General features: G+C 35.8%; 13 protein-coding genes. 2 read left to right on the top strand and 11 right to left on the bottom strand.

Features of this window, described 5'->3' with window-relative positions:
• The first annotated feature begins 594 nt into the window (after positions 1 to 594).
• On the top strand, positions 595 to 2,019 hold the full coding sequence (locus tag HYG93_RS17000) for an amidase (protein WP_106986314.1): 1,425 nt from the start codon (positions 595 to 597) through the stop codon (positions 2,017 to 2,019).
• 118 nt (positions 2,020 to 2,137) lie between these two features.
• Here the strand turns inward: HYG93_RS17000 and HYG93_RS16995 are convergent, their stop codons facing one another.
• From HYG93_RS16995 to HYG93_RS16945, 11 genes are all read right to left on the bottom strand, one after another.
• Entirely contained in the window at positions 2,138 to 2,920 is a 783-nt protein-coding gene (locus tag HYG93_RS16995; protein ID WP_106986315.1) for an OmpA family protein, read from the bottom strand.
• A 36-nt stretch (positions 2,921 to 2,956) separates the two neighbouring features.
• Positions 2,957 to 3,916 carry a type VI secretion system-associated protein TagF gene (gene tagF / locus HYG93_RS16990; RefSeq protein ID WP_106986348.1) on the bottom strand — a complete coding sequence of 320 codons (960 nt, stop codon included), beginning with the start codon at positions 3,914 to 3,916 and terminating at the stop codon, positions 2,957 to 2,959.
• A 45-nt stretch (positions 3,917 to 3,961) separates the two neighbouring features.
• The gene (gene tssM / locus HYG93_RS16985; RefSeq protein WP_106986316.1) at positions 3,962 to 7,804 is read right to left on the bottom strand and encodes a type VI secretion system membrane subunit TssM; all 3,843 of its coding nucleotides are present in this window, start codon (positions 7,802 to 7,804) and stop codon (positions 3,962 to 3,964) included.
• 20 nt (positions 7,805 to 7,824) lie between these two features.
• Complete coding sequence (locus HYG93_RS16980; protein WP_106986317.1) at positions 7,825 to 9,270, bottom strand: hypothetical protein; 1,446 nt, start codon at positions 9,268 to 9,270, stop codon at positions 7,825 to 7,827.
• A 2-nt stretch (positions 9,271 to 9,272) separates the two neighbouring features.
• The gene (tssG, locus tag HYG93_RS16975; protein WP_106986318.1) at positions 9,273 to 10,262 is read right to left on the bottom strand and encodes a type VI secretion system baseplate subunit TssG; all 990 of its coding nucleotides are present in this window, start codon (positions 10,260 to 10,262) and stop codon (positions 9,273 to 9,275) included.
• The gene (gene tssF, locus HYG93_RS16970; protein WP_106986319.1) at positions 10,226 to 12,034 is read right to left on the bottom strand and encodes a type VI secretion system baseplate subunit TssF; all 1,809 of its coding nucleotides are present in this window, start codon (positions 12,032 to 12,034) and stop codon (positions 10,226 to 10,228) included. Before tssF ends, tssG begins: the two co-directional genes overlap by 37 nt.
• A gap of 11 nt (positions 12,035 to 12,045) precedes the next feature.
• On the bottom strand, positions 12,046 to 12,522 hold the full coding sequence (gene tssE / locus HYG93_RS16965) for a type VI secretion system baseplate subunit TssE (protein ID WP_106986320.1): 477 nt from the start codon (positions 12,520 to 12,522) through the stop codon (positions 12,046 to 12,048).
• Positions 12,523 to 12,602: 80 nt separating this feature from the next.
• A complete protein-coding gene (locus HYG93_RS16960; protein ID WP_106986321.1) occupies positions 12,603 to 13,106 on the bottom strand; it encodes a type VI secretion system tube protein Hcp in 504 nt (167 codons plus the stop codon).
• 48 nt (positions 13,107 to 13,154) lie between these two features.
• A complete protein-coding gene (gene tssC, locus HYG93_RS16955) occupies positions 13,155 to 14,636 on the bottom strand; it encodes a type VI secretion system contractile sheath large subunit (RefSeq protein ID WP_106986322.1) in 1,482 nt (493 codons plus the stop codon).
• Entirely contained in the window at positions 14,629 to 15,132 is a 504-nt protein-coding gene (gene tssB, locus HYG93_RS16950) for a type VI secretion system contractile sheath small subunit (RefSeq protein WP_106986323.1), read from the bottom strand. The genes tssC and tssB overlap by 8 nt, the downstream gene beginning before the upstream one ends.
• Before the next feature lie 19 nt (positions 15,133 to 15,151).
• The gene (locus tag HYG93_RS16945) at positions 15,152 to 15,847 is read right to left on the bottom strand and encodes a hypothetical protein (RefSeq protein WP_227865771.1); all 696 of its coding nucleotides are present in this window, start codon (positions 15,845 to 15,847) and stop codon (positions 15,152 to 15,154) included.
• A gap of 387 nt (positions 15,848 to 16,234) precedes the next feature.
• Here HYG93_RS16945 and tssH point away from each other — a divergent pair, with 387 nt between their 5' ends.
• Complete coding sequence (gene tssH, locus HYG93_RS16940; RefSeq protein ID WP_178962708.1) at positions 16,235 to 18,928, top strand: type VI secretion system ATPase TssH; 2,694 nt, start codon at positions 16,235 to 16,237, stop codon at positions 18,926 to 18,928.
• Positions 18,929 to 18,954: the final 26 nt, after the last annotated feature.

Raw genomic sequence — 18,954 nt, 5'->3', positions numbered from 1 at the left:
TATGCCGAGTCGTAAAGCTCAGAAAGCTGTTATTGAACAAAGATATTTAAATCCTGTTCTTGACTCTTGCAGTTAAAAACAGGACATTTTAAATGGTTTATCGCATAGACATTTTAATTGGTGAATAACAAATATATCACTATCAAGCTAGTATCAACTTTCACTATATTCCTCACAAATAATAGAACTTTTAACTTAGCCGTAGATAAAATCTCTAATGTACCAATACGGTTCACAAATTATGTATAGAGCTTCAACATTGAAGTTTTCAATATTTATCTATTTATGCAAGTAAAATTCTAATTCCATAAAATTATCATTAGATTCTTTAAGTATGTTGAACCTCTACTTTTAAAAATGCATAGTTGTTTTTAACAGCTTTATAATTTGATGCCCTTATATAAAGTAAAGATCCATAGTCTTAAAATTTTACTCTTACATGTAGCAATTTTCCCTATAAATAGAGTCAGTTAATCAAGCTGACCATATTTGACTACATTGCCTATTTTTCCTTCACAGCATATAATCAACTTGACAATACATTATGTCAAAGTATAAAAATGGATTTAAAATATTAAAAAATAAGGACTTATAATGCAAAATACACAAATTAAACGTGTACACAGCTTCACTAATGATGTTTTAGAAGATTTTGATGCTGTAAAAATTGCTCAACTGATTAAAAATAAAGAAATTTCTTCAAAAGAAGTTATTCAAGCATCTATTTTACGCGCAAAAAAAGTAAATCCAGAACTTAATGCAATTGCATCAGAGCGTTTTGACAATGCATTAGAGAATATTAATTCAAATCAATCATCAACAGGCATTTTTTCAGGTGTTCCTTTTTTCTTTAAAGACAATACAGACTTCATAGGATTACCTACACATCATGGTTCTCAAGCAATCCATAGTACAGCTGTAAAAAAACACCCTAAAATTAGTCAACAGATTTTAGATCAAGGTTTTATTGTTTTAGGTAAAAGTAATTTGCCTGAATTTGGCTTAAATGCAACCACAGAATACCAAGATGGTTCCGCAACAAAAAACCCATGGCATACAGATTATTCATGTGGTGCATCATCTGGTGGCTCAGCAGCATTAGTTGCCTCTGGTGTTGTGCCTATTGCACATGCAAATGATGGTGGTGGATCCATCAGAATTCCAGCAGCTTGCAGTGGTTTAATTGGCTTAAAACCAACACGTGGTCGCACTTATAATAGTGATGCTGCCAGCATGTTACCAATTAATATTATTTCTGAAGGCGTTGTTACACGCAGTGTTCGGGATACTGCACATTTCTTTGCAGGCATGGAACAACGTTATGTGAATCCAAAACTTCCTAAAATTGGAAAGATTGAGCACAGTACAAATAGAAAGCTTCGCATTGGTGTTATACAGCAATCAATTACTGGCAATGTTGATTTAGAAACTACGGTAAGCTTAGAAGAAACGGCTCAGTTATTGGAATCTCTTGGCCATCATGTTGAATATTATCAACTGCCCTTTACTCAAAACTTTGTAGATGACTTTAGTCATTACTGGGGCTTACTTTCTTTTATGTTACTTACTTTTGGTAATAGACTATTTGGAAGTGATTTTGAACGCCAAAAATTAGATCATTTAACCTGTGGTTTAGCCCAACTCTATAAAAGTAATTTTTATAAAACACCTTTATTTATCTATCGATTAAAACAAATACAAAGCCAATACCAACAAATTTTCCAACATTATGATGTCTTACTTTCACCTGTACTCGCACATACAACGCCAAAACTCGGCTATATTTCCCCGCAATTAGAGTTTGATGAACTATTTCAGCGTATTCAAAATTATGTAACATTTACCCCGATTCAAAACATCGCAGGTGCACCAGCCATTTCATTGCCTATGAGTTATACTCAAGAATACCACTTGCCTATCGGTATGCAATTTTCTGCCAATTTAGGTGATGAAAAAACACTTATAGAGCTGGCATACCAAATTGAATCTGCGCGACCGTGGCGCAGAATTCAAGATTAACCTCATGTTTGTCACCTTTAAATCTACAAAATAATGACAATGCAATTTAAATGTCATTACATAATTGTTTAAAAAACCGTTTTTAGAACGGTTTTTTAATTCGAATAAAGTATGAAATTTATAGTACTTCAAATTCTATACGACGATTTTTCTTACGGCCTTCAGGCGTTGTATTATCTGCAACAGGTTTATTCGAACCCAAACCTTCTGTTGACATACTGTCTGCATTAATGTTTTTACCAACAAGGTAGTTTTTAACCGCAACAGCTCTTTCTTGGCTTAAGCTTAAATTTTTAGCAGGATCTCCAGAACTATCAGTATGGCCAATAATTTTGACCTTTTTTCCACCCACTTTATTTAAGGCTACAGCCATTTCATCTAAAATTTGAGTACCTGACGGTGCTAAAACAGCACTGCCCGATTCAAACTCAATAATTCGATTTTTGAGTGTTGCATCAATAATTTGTTGTTCAGCTGCATTTACGCTCAACTGAGCATTTACTTTATAATTGGGTACTAAACTTTGTAAGCGTTGTGCTGCTGGCTGTATATCATTGGGGTTCGTGACTTTCCCTGTTAAATTCACCTGTGTACCACGTACAGTTAAACTACCTTGTTTCACTTTTTTTAGATCATCATTAATGGTGGCACTGACATTACTACTCCACCCGTTTGGCGCGGTGACCATCTTAACTTGAATCTTATCGACGACATTTTCACGCCCATAGGTGGTATACAGTTTATTTAAGATTTCCTGCTTGGCCATCTCATTTGGTACAGCGCCTTCCACAATAATCGGTTCTTGTGCAAATGCTATAAAACTGAGGCTTAAAGTAGATATAAGCATCAACCATTGCCTAATTAATTTATTGTTTTCCATTACTTTAGAATTTATCTTCATGAGAGTATGCCCATAATTTGGTCTTTTTTGTGATCACTAGACTTCAATGAAAGTTTGTCTAAATAACTTAAATGCTTGAGCCAAACTCATTTGACGCTCACACAAACCTTGCTCCAAGGTTGCTAAACCAGCATTTTGCTCTAAATATGGCTCGATCCATTCAGTAGCTGTTAACGACACCCAATGATCACTTTGCATATTTTGTGTGAATATATCACTTAATGCACGAATATCAGCACCTTGGAAACCAAATAACAGTACAGGCGCATCGCTATGTAAAATGCCAATGAGTAGCTCGGCATTTTGCTTTGCCACAAACCTGCTGATCAAATTGACCCAAAAAGCTGCAATTTCATAGCAATAACTAATATTATTAATAGGTAAAATCAGAACTTTATTTAGTTTCGAGGTCCCTTGTTTTATTACAGGTTGTAATAGTAAACCCAGAGCAATCATGCTTTGAGCCAATTGCTCTGTACTTAAATGCAATAATTTGGCGAACGAATGTACCGTATGATGTTCATAGAATGAAGCCGTTTCATCTGTACCAAAAATTTGAATGTCATCACTTAATTTACTCAATTTATCCAATAAAATATCTGGATCTCGAATAGAACGCATAATTCGATTACGTTGATATAAATCAATGAGCGTTTGTTTATAACGGTATGGTGCATATTGAATATTGTCCTGTGGATCATCAATTTCTAACAGATGACATAGCACCATAGGAAATTGACGACCAGAACTGTCTTCACTACTAATTAAGTTAGCAACTAAAAACCTTTTATCTTGTGGACTAGCAATAAAAAAGTCCAACGATGGTAGGTTCGCATATTTTTCCTGAAACGCTTGATTTTGCATGGCATGTTCAAGCGCTTCAGTCATCCATTGATCGATCAATTGTATGAGAGAATACTGCCCGCGTGTCTTTAAAAAGTCACCTCGGGCTGGGCATTTTCCATAATACAAAGGGGTCGTTTTGACTTCGTACATGCTATTTTCCCCTTCAAACATCCATGTTTACATATTTTAGATACATCATGGCGCGCTCCCAGTTTGACCTTGCGGTACTGGTGATGGTGCAGATGCCGCTACTGGTGCTTGTGTTGTATTTATTGTTTGTGCTGCCACAACACGCACTGCTTTACTCGTAACAACTTTATCGGCCAAAATCATTCCGTTATAGCCCTGATTTGAACCTATGCCAGCTGTTCCGCTACCACTAATGAGGCGGAAATTCATTTTTACAAACAGTTTTGGATCTTCTTTACTACGCCACAACATTTCAAAGGTATTCCCCGACTGTGTTCGTGTTGCCCCTTCAATTAAACGGTTAATACCATATTCACCAGGTTCATCAACAATCGTATGTGTTTTGCCTTCTAAATCTATGGCTGTAATACGTGCGCCTGGAATCGCGCCCTTATTTGGCCAAATGAAGTTCACCCACTGTTGTACCCCGTTTTCAAACACCATGCGCTGTCCATCAATTTCCACGGTATAAGACAATAATTGCGTATTTTCTTGTGGGTAGAATTGGAAATTAGATTGGTTTGTTGCTGCAGGTGCTGATGAATTCTGGTTTAGTTCACCCGTTGCCACACCATTACTTGGCGCAACATAAGCTTGAAAGCTCGCCACAAATTGTGGATTTAAGCTAATACCTAAATCTTTCCATGTCTTAGACGTTAAGGTATAACCACGGCGAATAACCAGTGGATCAAGATACTCTTTTACAAAGCGTGCAATACTGCCATTTTCACCAAAAATTTGACCAATTTCATTGCTTGTTGCTTGTACAGTTGCACCAGCTTTAAATGGATATTTATTTGATAAATTGGTGCCAAATGGTTGATAAGCTTGAATCGTCCACAGTTTATTTAACTCATCTTGTGCTGGAATCACCAAAGTTTCAAATGACTGTGTTAATGGTGCCATCAAAAGTTTTTGTAATTGCTGTTGATCAGCTTCTTTCAAGCCCACTGCCATTTTTTCATCAACATATTTTTGTGTAATGTTGAATACCGACGTTTGGTCGTTAATGGTTTGTTTAACCAAAGCCATACTGGCTGGGCCTATGTCACCAGCACTACGTAAATCATTAAACTTACTGCGGACTTGACCTAGGTTTGCCATATATTCATCGAGTAAGGATTTATTTTGTAAATCGTCACGTTTACGCACCAACTGATAGAACATTTGGAATTCTTTTGAGATCACACCTTGTGTAGCAGTAGATGCATTGCTTTGTGCAATTTTAGCTTCATCACGGCTGAGTACTTTGCGTTTAAACCATGCAATAAATCCTTTTTGAGGTGCAGCTAACTCTGCTTGTACGACTGGATTATCCCAACTGGTTTCTTGCGCAACGCGGTTCAACACGATACGAATTGGTGAATTTTCAGGCTCGCCAAGCACATCAATAATTTTAACTTGCTGTGCAAAACTGTTGCCTTTTGCATAATGCGTAGCATTTAAGAATTTACGCCATTCAGCAATGTACTCTTGCTTATATAACTCGGTAAGCTGTTTACGAATTTGCTCAGGACTGCCACTAAAGGTCAAATCATCTGATTGGTTCATATTCAATACCCAGTCTTTAGAATCGGTTGGGCTATTGGCCGCTTGTTCGATGGCATCTTTTACATAATTGTCCCAAGCTTGATAAGTAAATATCCCTGGTAAGGCATAAGAACCCAACATTGTAGACTGACCGGCTTCACCAATGATTTGTTTCACCGTTAGTGCAGGAAAGCGAACCGATCCACGCATTTTAATCTCGTTGTATACGCGATCTCGTGCAGGTATGCCTGTACTTACTGACATTAAGATTTGTCGTGTTTGATCTACCAATTGTGTGTCAGAATCCATACGTGGAAACTGCGGATCATTGGCCAAGGTCATCGCATAAGATAAAATCTGCTCCGCTTTTTGAATCATGTCACCACGTTCCATTTGACCGCGGTTTGAGTCTAACCATGAACGCCAAAAACGCGTTACTTGATCACTTAAGTGACTTGATTCTCTGTACTGAGGATTACTTAACATTAAATAAGCTTTTAAAGCATTATAAGCATCTTGTGGGCTTGTATCTGAAGGTTCTAAATATGGTTGCTTACTTTGAACAGCTTGATTTAACTTCACATTGACATGATTTTCGCGCAAAGTTGCTTCATTACTTTTTACACGTTGTAAGTATTGCGCCATGTTCTGTTGTGCAGGTTGAAGTACAATTTGTTGGATGCCCTTCAAATATTCTGCCTTCAATTTTTCACGCACTGCATTGCCTTGATACAAACCGAAGCTGTATTTTAAAGGTCGATCCTCATCAAAATGATCAAGTTGTTGTAAATGACCTTGTAGAATGAGCAAAGCATCCATTTGTGTTGCTAAATTTCCTGAAGCATTATTTTCCATTTGCACGACTTTATTTAAATCGGCTTGAACTTCAGCAATTAACTGTTGGTTATTTCGATATGACCACACCCAAACACTCAAAATAATTGCAACTGCAATTAAAGCGCCTAAAAATGACATAAAGCGCTGACGCTTTCTTGCAGGATTAATATGCTGTTTTACAAGGTTTTTATCTTTTAAGATAACATTTGAAAATAGCCCTTTTAAGAAATAACCATGATCTTGAGAAATAGAATTGGTCGGTACCCCAAAATTGGTATCATCACTACGAATTAAGTGAAAATCTTCCGCCAATTGCTCAGTCATTGGGCTTTCAATCGTACCTTCTTGTAAAGCACTGGTAAAATAGAAGCCACGAAAAACCGGTTTAAACTGATAGGGATTGTCTTGAAATAATGTGCCAATAAAGGTTTTTAAAACAGGTTTTAAGGTTTTAAATTCCAATGGAAAGGTCATAACACTTGGCGAAATATTTTGTGAATGGCGGCGACTAAGATGTGTTGTACTTACACCCTTTAAACCGTCATATAACAAACCGTAGTGTTTTTCAAATAACTCAGTCGCCTGATCTGATGTATTTGGATCATAAGGTAAAGTTGCACCCCAGACTTGATCAAATTCATCTTTGTCATAACATTCAAAAAATTCAGTAAATCCTGCAATCAAATCCATTTTAGAAAAAACAACATATACAGGTGCAAAAATTTCTAGGCGCTCGGTAATATCTTGCACTCGTGCACGCAAGTTTTTTGCTAATTTAATGGTTTTTTCTGGGCTTTGACTTACTAATTCCGCCACACTAACGACCAAAATTAGGCCATTTACAGGTGCTTTAGAACGATTTTTTTTCAGTAAGCCTAAAAAACCTAACCATTCATTATGGTCTTCTGCATAAACAGAATAACGCCCCGCCGTATCAAGCAATACACCTTCAGTTGAAAAAAACCAATCACAATTTCGTGTCCCACTTAAGCCCGAAGACACCATCTTTTGATGTGTTTCTTCAAACGGAAAGCGTAAACCAGAATTGTAAATTGCAGAACTTTTACCTGCTGCAGGATTGCCAATCACCATGTACCACGGTAATTCATATAAAGCAGCATTGCCCTTTTTATCACCAAGCTTAGACTTACGGATCAATTGAATTGAGTCTTTCATTTGCTGATGAATTAACTGCAATTCTTCTTTATCTTTTTGTTTTCCGTATTCAGACTCTGTATCTTTAGCAATAGCTTCGGCTAGTTCTTCACCTTGTTGGCGATTTTTTCGATATTGAACTAGCTCATAAATGCCCCAAATAATTAAGCCAATGATGTAAATCGCGACTAAAATCCAAAAAATCTTAGGCGGTACGGAATTATTCATTGCAATTAAAGCAACAAATATTGACAGTGCCATCATTGCTTTGGGGTTAGTGACATACTGCCACACATAGCCAAGCAAGGTATAAAATAATGTGCTCACGTTATTCTCTTTATACTTTCTTAATTTTGAGTAATGACTGTTTCAGACTGATCAAATTCATAAGCTTTGAAAAAAGCATACGTTGAATCTTGCTCGGTACTGTAAATCATATTGATCATCTCTTCTGGCAGGTGCATACCCAGCATAAAACCAAATACTTTTGATAAATTTTGTGTATGTCCAAGATTTTGTTTTGTATATAAAAAATGATGAAAATCTATCGCAGTGTCTTCAAATACGCACTGTAAGGTTTTGGTTGTTTTAACATCGTTCGCATCATCTAATACCAATACAAAGGGATGCTCTTGCTGAAACTGCTCTAATTCATTTAATTGATTATTTTTTAAATAATTCGAAAAATTATTTTCATTCACGCTCAACCATAATGTAGTAAGCGGTTGTAAATCAAGTAATACTGTCGATGTATTCGCTACACACCAACTTGATACAAATTCAGAGGCAATATACTGCTCATTTAACCAAAAGCGTTCATCTAAACATTCCTGATCAATTTCTGAATCTACACTAATTAAAAATTTCACTTCATTGGCTGTATTCGCGGCATCTTTGAGTAATTTTGTCCATTCACTATAGGCTGTTTGGCTACTAAAAAAATGATGCTCAATCTGAATTTGCTCAGGCAAAATCGCATATTGAATGCTCAATGCTTCCTGAAGTTCAAATTTACTTTGCTCATTCCATTGGTGAATTAAGTTTTCAGCCAATAAAATATGTACAGTAAAACGATTTAAGCGTGGCACTTCCTGTACAGGTGTTTTATCATCTTCATGATCATCTACAAAATTTTCTTGCGTCCAGCCTGGATGCATTTTGTATTGGTAAGCCAATTCACTATCATAAAATAATGCTGATTGCTTTAAATGATTGGAAACCATCGCTAAAGTTTCAGCATGCTGTTCAAATTGCTGACGTATTAAAGAATGGATCCGTTTTTCTCTCATACTCATGACTGGCAGATCATCCTCATCTAAGGTTGAATCAATCAAATCATCTAAGTCCTGAATACGATAACTTAAAATAGGCAAACCATAGCTATTCATAAGTTTTTGGTCCAGCTCAGGACTTTTAAACGCTTTAATACTGTCAATGATTTCAGTATTTTCACCAAAACTATGCCAAGAATGTGCAGAATAAATATGCAGTTCAAATTTCTCACTTGGTAATTCTTTTGGACGCTCACGTTCTAAGGCATCAATTTGTTGTTGTTCATAACGCAAAGCTTCTTGCTCAGCTTGCAGTTGCTTTTTTTCTTTTTGAGCCTTCATTGCTTTAATGATGAAGACAGGTGCAAAAATAACAGTCGTGATCATTAACGGTAAAGCTAAAAAATATAGACCTAAATCTATTGCAGATGGGTCATAAGCAGTATCACGCCAAAAATAAATCACACAGGCACTTACTAAAATAACTAAGCCAATCAAGGTGCTAAGAAATAATTTAATCATTGTTATTGTCCACCAATTAATGCATAACACGTTTCAGCATTGTCTTGCTGTTGTGTAGGCATTAGAAAAGCCCCTTGAGATAAACCGCAATGGCTATTTGCACTCAAACACAAAGGCTGAATCTCTTGTTTTTTTAAAATAAGTCGTACATCTACAGTTAATGTCGGTGTACACCAAGTTTGAATAATTTTTTTTAGTTTTATACTTTGCTCTTGATGAGGTAAAAAACTTAGATAATCTTCACGTGTTAAAGGCCCGATCACAATTTCAATTTTTTCATCAATTTGACGAACTGTACTGCCACAAAATGTATTTATTCCCAGCATAAAATCATGCGTCCCCCCCAGACAAGTTTGCTGATCAGGTGCTAAATTAAATTTCTCAGAAATAAATTCTGTAATATCGAAATGTTGACTAAAAATACAGTTCAACATGGTTTTTAAGGCATGTGCATTATTGTTTTGCCCCTGCATCAAACCCGAAAATTCAGCAAAATAATCATCTAATTCTTGCTGTGCATGCTGTTCACTGACATAACCTGCTAATGCATGAATAATATTTAAATAACTATTTTCATTTTCAATTTCATAACGGATCGGTAGCTGATAGTTAATACTCGCATCAACATATTGTGCGGTTAACTTATGATTGAATAGCGATAAAAAACTTAAAGTTTCATCACGTTGATGCCGGCCACTTAGCTTTATTTTATTGGTATAGCTATAAGGTAGAGCCCCTTGCATGCCCGTTAGGCCAATAATTAAATTGGTTAAATAGACTTGTTCATCCTCAAGCTTCAAACTTTCAATTTCAGTTAATGGAAATGTTAAATTGAGAGAACTTCGAAAGTTAAAGTCATAAGACCAATGCTGTTGCGTTTTTACAGGTGCGTGCCTAAGCAAGCGTACGGCCTGAACAAAATCATAACTTTGAGGTTGATCAAACAATCCTTGGATTACAGAAGCATTTTGCCACCAACGTTCTGCACGCATTGGTATATCTCCTGTTGGGTGTGTACGTCAAATATTTCGACATCAACAAAACTGTTCAAATTAACTCTTAAATTAAAGACATGACTTAACAACTGACTAAAAATATAGGCACTAAACCCACGAAAAACCTCTAAATCCAAGCTTATTTTTACTTTGACACCACGTACAAATAATGGAAATGGTTTGCTATTCACTAATTTTTGCGCAAGTGAAAAGTCGATTTCTTTAATCGCATCTATAATTAATTGATTTTCTTTACTCTTTGGTAGGTTATATAACTCTAGAAGCTCTTTAATATGAGCAACGGAATCCCCTTTCATTAACGACATATTATTTAATGAAAGCTGAGAAATAATTCGCCATTGTTCTTGCTTATTTTGCTCAAAATAAAAAGGTTGTGTTGGACGTTTCAGCATTAATGCACGTCGCGCCAAACTACTATCATTTAGCGTTAATATATTTTGGTCTTTGTTATAACTTTCATAAGGTAAATCACGATTCGTACACAAAAGTTCAGTACTAATAAAATCAGATTTTGTACTCGCAGGATCCAATGACTTAGAAATAATGCTATAACTCATTTCTTGTGATTTATTATTTAAACCTGAAGTTTTTAAGCTATAAAAAAACTTGACCTGATCATGCTGATAATGACTCATCGCAAAGAACGGTAAAATAGGATGCATAACTTCATCTTGTGCACTTTTTTCACGGACCATATTCATTTTTAAAATTGAATACGCCTGAAAATAATCAGGATGATGCGCATCTGTGACCAATGGATAATCCATGCGCTTATGATTAATTTTTTGTGGTTCTGCCTGCTTTTTAAATAAATTGATAATTGGCGTTGCAAATAATTTAAAATTAGCGGTGCTTAACTCTGAATAATTTCGTATAGAAGCTTGGTCATTTAAATTTAATTTAAAATGAATTTGCAACTCAAAGCTAGAATGTTCCAAAGCTAAATGTGAGATAGCATTCAAATTAAGTTTTAAAAAATTAAATTTTTCAGGAAAGCAAAAATATTCCATGAGTAAACGATAAGCATGATGCGTATGCTGATCTAACGGTAATATTCCATCAGCCTCATCAAAACCCATTAAGCTAAAAGGATTAGCAATATCATAACTTTCTTGACCTGCTTTAATACTAAAATGCGTTCCTTTTCTAAAAATATGGTCGAGCACTTGCAATGGAAAATGCGAAATAGCATCTAAGTAAATAGGCAGGTGTTGTTGTTCTAGTAAACGATGGCTTTTATTGAAAATATCAAAGACAAAACTTAAAGTCGCATTATGATTTAGATGCATTTGCGCTGTTGGATGCGTCTTAAAATGTATATTTTGCAAGGAAATAGGCATGATCGCCGTATCGTATGAGGTTGCATACTCACATTGAACACCACGAACACTTTTCGCTTTTAAAATAGTCGATCTAGGAATGAAATGTAATTCAGTCAATGTTTTTATTTTATTGATATCTTCAAATGACACCACAGAACTTGCTGGAAAAGGCTTAAGATATTGAGGAAACATCACCTCATAAATAGAACGTGTAAAGACCTCATAACTATCGTCCAACTTTTTATCAATACGTGCAGCCACCAAAGAAAAAGCTTGGATAAGACGTTCGATATGTGGATCATCAATTTGTTCTTGATTTAAAGATAAGCGTTGTGCAATTTTTGGATATTTGTTTGAAAAATCACGCGATTGCTGTGCAAATTCCTGTAATTGTTTTTCATAATATGGGAGTAGCTCTTCAATCACGGATAACTCACTTAGCTTTTAGAGGAAATAACATATTGTTGTGTGGTCGGTTTTAATAAAGCATCAAACACAACTGGCTCATATAAAGGATGAATATTTAAAAATGCTTGAATACTTAAGCACAGCGCCCCCATATTGTTGCCTTCCATCAACATTTCAACCTTAATTTGCTTTAAACGAGGCTCATGTGCGGCAATTGACTTTTCAATGGATTGGCAAATTTTGTCACAATCTGTTGGGTTTGCAGTTGACAGACCAACAAAATCGATAATGCCAAATTGCAAAATTGACTTTTTAGCCAAAGGAAAATCCTCAATTAACTCACCAAAATTCGCCATTCGACTATTCAGTAAATCTTCTAAATCAGATGCAACGGATTCACGTAGTTCACTTAATGACAAGCCACTTTGCGCTTGTTGGTCGTTAGGTAGCATGCGATCGAACAAAGTTGTTCGAAATCCAAAAGGATAAAGTTGATCTAGATTCATTTCATTCTTATGTATTTACAAATATATTAAATAACAAAATGATAGAGGCTGGCTGACGCCAACCCCTACTTTTAAAAATATTATGCAGCGTATGATGCAGTGTTATTAGACAATGACCACTTCTTAGTAACAGCACCTTTTTGCGTACCGTTAATATCTTGTTGGTTGTATGTCCATTCAACAGCAGCATATTTCAAACCAAATGCTTCGTGCGGAACACCTTCATCATTTACGCTTGGTGTAACACTTGAAACTAAAACATGTTTCAATTTAATTTGAAGATATTTAATACGTTTGTCTCCATTCGCACGATAGAAATCGATTTGAACTTCATCAAAAGTATAACCAGCAGAACATGCTTCCCATAATTTTGGACTCGTTGCATCTAAGTCTTTTACGAAAATCATGTCTGAATGTTCTACACGTTCAGCTGTATGGCCACCAACACTTGAAGATGTTGCTGATTTAGGTTGACGGATATTGTGTGACCATGAATTAACTTCGAGCCAGTTTTTATGTTCAGTATCACGCGACTCACCATCAATTTTGTATTTGCCACGAAACTGTACGTATATATCTTTCATTTTTAATTTTCCTATTTATTTAAAGTTATTATAGTGTTGCATCAAAAATTAATTTGAAGACTGAGGAAGTTCAGTAACAAGTCGCAATGAAACTGACAACTCATCCAACTGGAAATGCGGTCTTAAAAAGACCACAGATTTGTAGTGACCCGGTTCAGCTGGGTTTTCTACAACTTTTACAGAAGCTTCACGCAATGGATATTGAGCTTTGGCTTCTTGAGAAGCGCCATCATCTAATAACACATATTGTGAGAGCCAACTGTTTAAAAAGGCTTCTACATTACCTGCAGATGCAAAACTACCGACTTTGTCACGCATCATTGCTTTTAAATAATGTGCAATGCGTGATACAGCCATAATGTACTGAATTTGACTTGATAATGCTGAATTGGCATTCGCCGTATCGCTGTCATATTTTTTTGGTTTTTGCGTTGATTGTGCGCCAAAAAATGCCGCATAGTCCGTATTTTTACAGTGTACCAATGGAATAAAACCGAGGTCGCTTAACTCTTTTTCACGACGATCTGTAATTGCAATTTCTGTTGGGCATTTAAATACAACTTCACCATCATTGGTTTTAAAGGTATGAACAGGTAAACCTTCAACCAAACCGCCACCTTCAACACCACGAATTGCTGCACACCAACCATGCTGATCAAAGGCATTGGTTAAACGTGTACCAAAGGCATACGCGGCATTCATCCATAAATATTCATTGTGGTTTTCACCAGACACTTCTTCAACGTAATTAAAGCCTTCCGTTGCGGTGCCTTCTTTAGGATGATAAGGCAAACGACCTAATACACGTGGCATGGTTAACGCAACATAGCGCGCATCATCACTTTCACGGAAGGAACGCCATTGAACATATTCAGCAGTTTCAAAAATTTTACTCACATCACGAGGACGATCTATATCTGTAAATGACTCTAGACCAAACATGTCTGAAGACGTTGCTGAAATAAATGGTGCGTGTGCTGCTGCTGCCACATGTGAGATTTGTTCTAATAAATACATATCAGAAGGTGTACGATCAAATTCGAAGTCACCAATTAAAGTTGCATAAGGTGCACCACCAAATGAACCATACTCTTCTTCGTAGATTTTTTTGAATAAAGTACTTTGATCGAAATCTGTAGCACCTTGGAAATCTTTAACCAATTCTTTTTTTGTTGTATTCAACATACGAATTTTAATTAAAGAGTTTGAAGGTGTTTCTTGACAAAAATAGTATAAACCACGCCAAGTTGATTCAATTTTTTGAAACTCTGCATGGTGCATAATTTTGCTTAATTGTTGTGAAATTAATGCATCAATCTCTGCAATACGCTTATCAATTGAAAGTGACATATTTTCAGACACAGTAATTGTACCAGCCATCACTTCTTTGGCTAATTCGCCAATCAGGCTTTTTGCACGGTCATGTTCTTGATCATTACGTGCAATACGACTTTGCTCAACAATTGAATCAAGTAAAGAATAGTTTTCAACTTCTGCAACAGATGCTGTAGCGGTATTAAAATTATTCACTTTCAACCTCCGCACTTAATTTACGTACTTGATCTGTATTTTTTAAAACATCATCTAATAGATCTTCAAGTCGTTCATTATTTGAAATTTTATTACGCAAATCAGTTAAACGCTCACGCGCTTCCACAAGCTTACGAAGCGGGTCTACATTTTGTACAATATGCTCAGGAGTAAAATCTGCCATGCTGGTAAAGGTCAAATCTACACCAATTTTGCCACCTTCTTCAGTCAATGTATTTTCGACTTGAAAGCTTGCACGTGGTGCTAAAGATTCCATTACTTCATCAATATTGTCTAAATCAACATTAATAAACTTTTTATCTTTCAGCTTGGTCTTTTCCACTTCTGAAGCTGCAGAAAAGTCACCTAATACACCAACAACAAAAGGTAATTCTTTTACTTCTTTACCATCACCTACTTCAACATCGTAAGTGAGCTGTACACGCGGCGGACGTATACGTTGTAATTTTTTTTGAACGCTTTCACGCTTTGACATAATTTAATTTCCTATTTTTTTATTTATTTAATGACGCAAATGGAGATGAGCCAGAATGAGCAGGTGCTGATTTAACAGCGGGTTGTTCTTTTTTTACAGTTGCAGTAGTTTTTGCAACGGTTTTAGGTTTTGAAGGTTTATCTGCGGATACAGTGCTTTTATTTCTTTTCGATTGTGTCGTTGATTTTAAGGAAGACTTCGATGACTTATTTGATTTGCTCTTAAAACTTTCATCTTCAGATTCTAATGGCTTTTCAACTGTCGGCTGAGCAAAGCGAATGGTTTCCGCGAGTTGTTTTGCAGGTGCATAACTCGTTTCAGTTAAAGAGCGTAATTCTGTTGAACGCATTTGATTTAGCGCATTTTGAGCAATACTTACACCAGCCAAAAATGTTACATCGGTTAATTCACGTGAGCTCACATTTTGGCTACGCAATTGATTGATCACTTCTAATGCTTTTAAGTTATAACCTAGACCTTGATAGCGCTGTGCAATTTTTAATGATAGTTCTTGTTTTAAAACATCATTTTTTCGATTGCCTTTATCACAAAGTTGGTTGTAAAAATTAATGAGTTCAGCATCTGTATCACCCGCAGCAACCGGATAATCTTTTAAACAAGATTTACTGATTTCTTGCGTCTGATCTTTTGCAAAGCTGAATTGCATTAAGCTTGCCGTAAGGACAAACGTTAAAATGAGATTATACTTATTCAAAATAGCCTCTATCTTGGTATTAATTTTAATTTATATAATATTATTCATGTGAGATTGATCACAAATTTCTTGCAATCATACTCTCAATTATTCTTGATTAAAAAATATGCCAACAATTCTAACAAAAGAACTAGCTATGAAGTCAATACAAAAATAGAAAATAATTAACAATTTTTGTCAGTTTCTCTTGAATAATTTTGTATTTAAGTCTTAACATGCAATGGAATTATCTTTGTTTTTTTAAAAAATTATGTAAAATATCCAACATAGTTTTGATTTGTTTAATATAAACAATTGATTTAAAACAAAATACTAAAAACAGCTAGAATCAGGTACCTCAGCAAAACCCAATTTTAATATGCTGAAGTGTGTCTAAAAATTGAGAAAATTATGAATAATTTAAAAATTTTAATCACAAAATTGTCACCTCATGCGCGTATTTGTCTCGAGAAATCGGCAAATACTTGCATATCGCAACAAAATTATGAGATCGAAATTGAACATTTTTTTCTAGAATTACTACAATCAAATATAAAAAATGATCTTTATTATTTAACTGAAAAGTACAAAATTGAGCGTGATGGCCTAAGTCAAGATTTAAAAGAAAGTATTACACAACTCCCTAAGGGCAATGCCCGTACACCAATTTTCGCACAATCCATAGTACGGTTATTAGAACAAGCTTGGTTATTGGCATCAGCAGAACAAAATCCTATTATTCGTAGTGGTCACTTATTGGTAGCCTTATTGACTGCACCTGATTTGTATCAAATTGCAGCGCGTGCTTCATACTTATTTGAACGCTTCCCTATCGACACCATGAAGCATAAATTTTTAGATGTATGCCATGAAAGTGTTGAAAATGAATTTCAAGTTCAAAATTTAAATATTGAACACGCAGACTCAACTGTCATGAGCACACCAGTTGCAAAAACACCTGCTTTAGACCAATTTACCATTAACCTCACTGAAAAGGCTAAAAGTGGTGGTATCGATCCAGTCATAGGCCGTGAATTTGAAATTCGCTTAATGCTCGATATTTTAATGCGCCGTCGTCAAAACAACCCCATTTTAACTGGGGAACCTGGTGTTGGTAAAACTGCTGTAGTTGAAGGTTTGGCTTTAAAAATTGCAAACAACCAAGTTCCAGATGCTCTAAAAAATGTGCAATTGCATGTATTAGATATGGGCTTGTTACAAGCTGGTGCAAGTGTCAAAGGTGAATTTGAAAATCGTTTAAAACTTGTGATTCAAGAAGTTCAGGCTTCAGTACACCCTATTATTCTGTTTATTGATGAAGCTCATACATTAATTGGCGCTGGTGGCCAAGCTGGACAAAATGATGCAGCCAATTTACTTAAACCTGCATTAGCACGTGGTGAATTACGAACTATCGCTGCAACAACTTGGGCTGAATACAAACAATATTTCGAAAAAGACGCGGCTTTGAGTCGTCGTTTCCAAGTAGTAAAAGTTGAAGAACCTACCGAAGAAGTTGCGATTGATATGTTGCGGGCTATGATTCCAGTCATGGCACAACATTTTAATTTGCAAATTGATGATGAAGCCATTGTCACTGCTGTTCATGCTTCACACCGTTATATTACTGGGCGTCAACTCCCAGATAAAGCCATTAGCGTTTTAGATACCGCAGCAGCACGGGTTGCCCTAACACAAAATGCTCAACCTGTTAAATTGGATCAGTTACTAGCGAAACAGCACAATTTAAATCTTGAATTAAGCATTTTAGAAAATGAACATAAAAACATCCCAATTCATCATGAACGCTTAGATGCTTTAAAAGCTCAATTGTCGCTCTTAGCATCTGAAATTGAGCAGGTTAAAACTCAATGGATGCAAGAACTACAATGGGTTCGAGAAATTCAGCAACTTGAAATAAATGATTTAACTGACGAAACAGAAATTCAAAAACTTGCAAGCTTACGTGAACAACTTAAAGCAAGCCAAGGCCAAACACCATTGGTCTTTGAACGTGTAAATGCTCAAATCATTAATGAAATTATTTCCGATTGGACTGGCATTCCTGTTGGCAAAATGGTCAATGATGAAATTAAACAAATATTAACTTTAGAAGAAAAACTTGAACAACGTGTCATGGGTCAAGACTATGCCCTTCATCAACTCGTTCAAGGCATTAAGACATCGAAAGCTAAGCTTGAAGATCCAAATAAACCACAAGGTGTGTTTATGCTCGTGGGTCCAAGTGGTGTTGGTAAAACAGAAACTGCATTGGCTTTAGCTAATGAACTTTATGGTGGAGAATCACACCTAATCACCATTAACATGTCCGAATACCAAGAAGCACATACGGTATCTTCATTAAAAGGTGCACCTCCTGGTTATGTGGGTTATGGACAAGGCGGTGTATTAACCGAAGCCGTGCGCCGTAATCCTTATGCAGTTGTATTACTCGATGAAATTGAAAAAGCACACAACGATGTTCAAGAATTATTTTATCAAGTCTTTGATAAAGGGACACTCGAAGATGGTGAAGGTCGTGTGATTGATTTTAAAAACACAACGATATTGCTTACATCAAATACAGGCTCAAGTGCCATCATGCAAGCTTGCTTAAATGCACCTATAGAAGAATGGCCTACAGCAGAAGCATTACTTGAGCAACTTAAGCCAAGTTTATACAAACAATTTAAACCTGCATTTTTAGGTCGTATGCGAATTGTGCCTTATTATCCATTGTCTGATGATTTACTGGTTCGTATTATTCATCATAAATTAGGCAAAATTACGGCACGCTTAGAAAAACAATATGCAACACAAGTAACTTATACCGATGAGTTAATTGAATTACTTTTAAGTCGCTGTACTGAAGTAGATAGTGGTGCACGTAATGTAGATAACATTTTGAATGCAACTATTTTACCTGCATTAGCAACGAAAATTTTGGTTGCTATGAGTGAAAATAATATTCCTAAGCATATCGAAATTCATGTGAAAGATGATGAGATTATCTATTTACTTGATCCCGTAGCAGATGTGAAGACAACAAAGAAAGTAAAACCTAAAAAAAGCAAAAAATCAGAAGTTGAAAGTATTAAATAAACACTTTTGACCCCAATGTGGCTAGG

Origin of the sequence: Acinetobacter sp. SwsAc6 (assembly GCF_013391565.1) — a bacterium.
GTDB lineage: Bacteria > Pseudomonadota > Gammaproteobacteria > Pseudomonadales > Moraxellaceae > Acinetobacter > Acinetobacter cumulans.
Note: the sequence above shows the minus strand (reverse complement) of the source record. Positions and strands in the feature narration are given on the sequence as shown.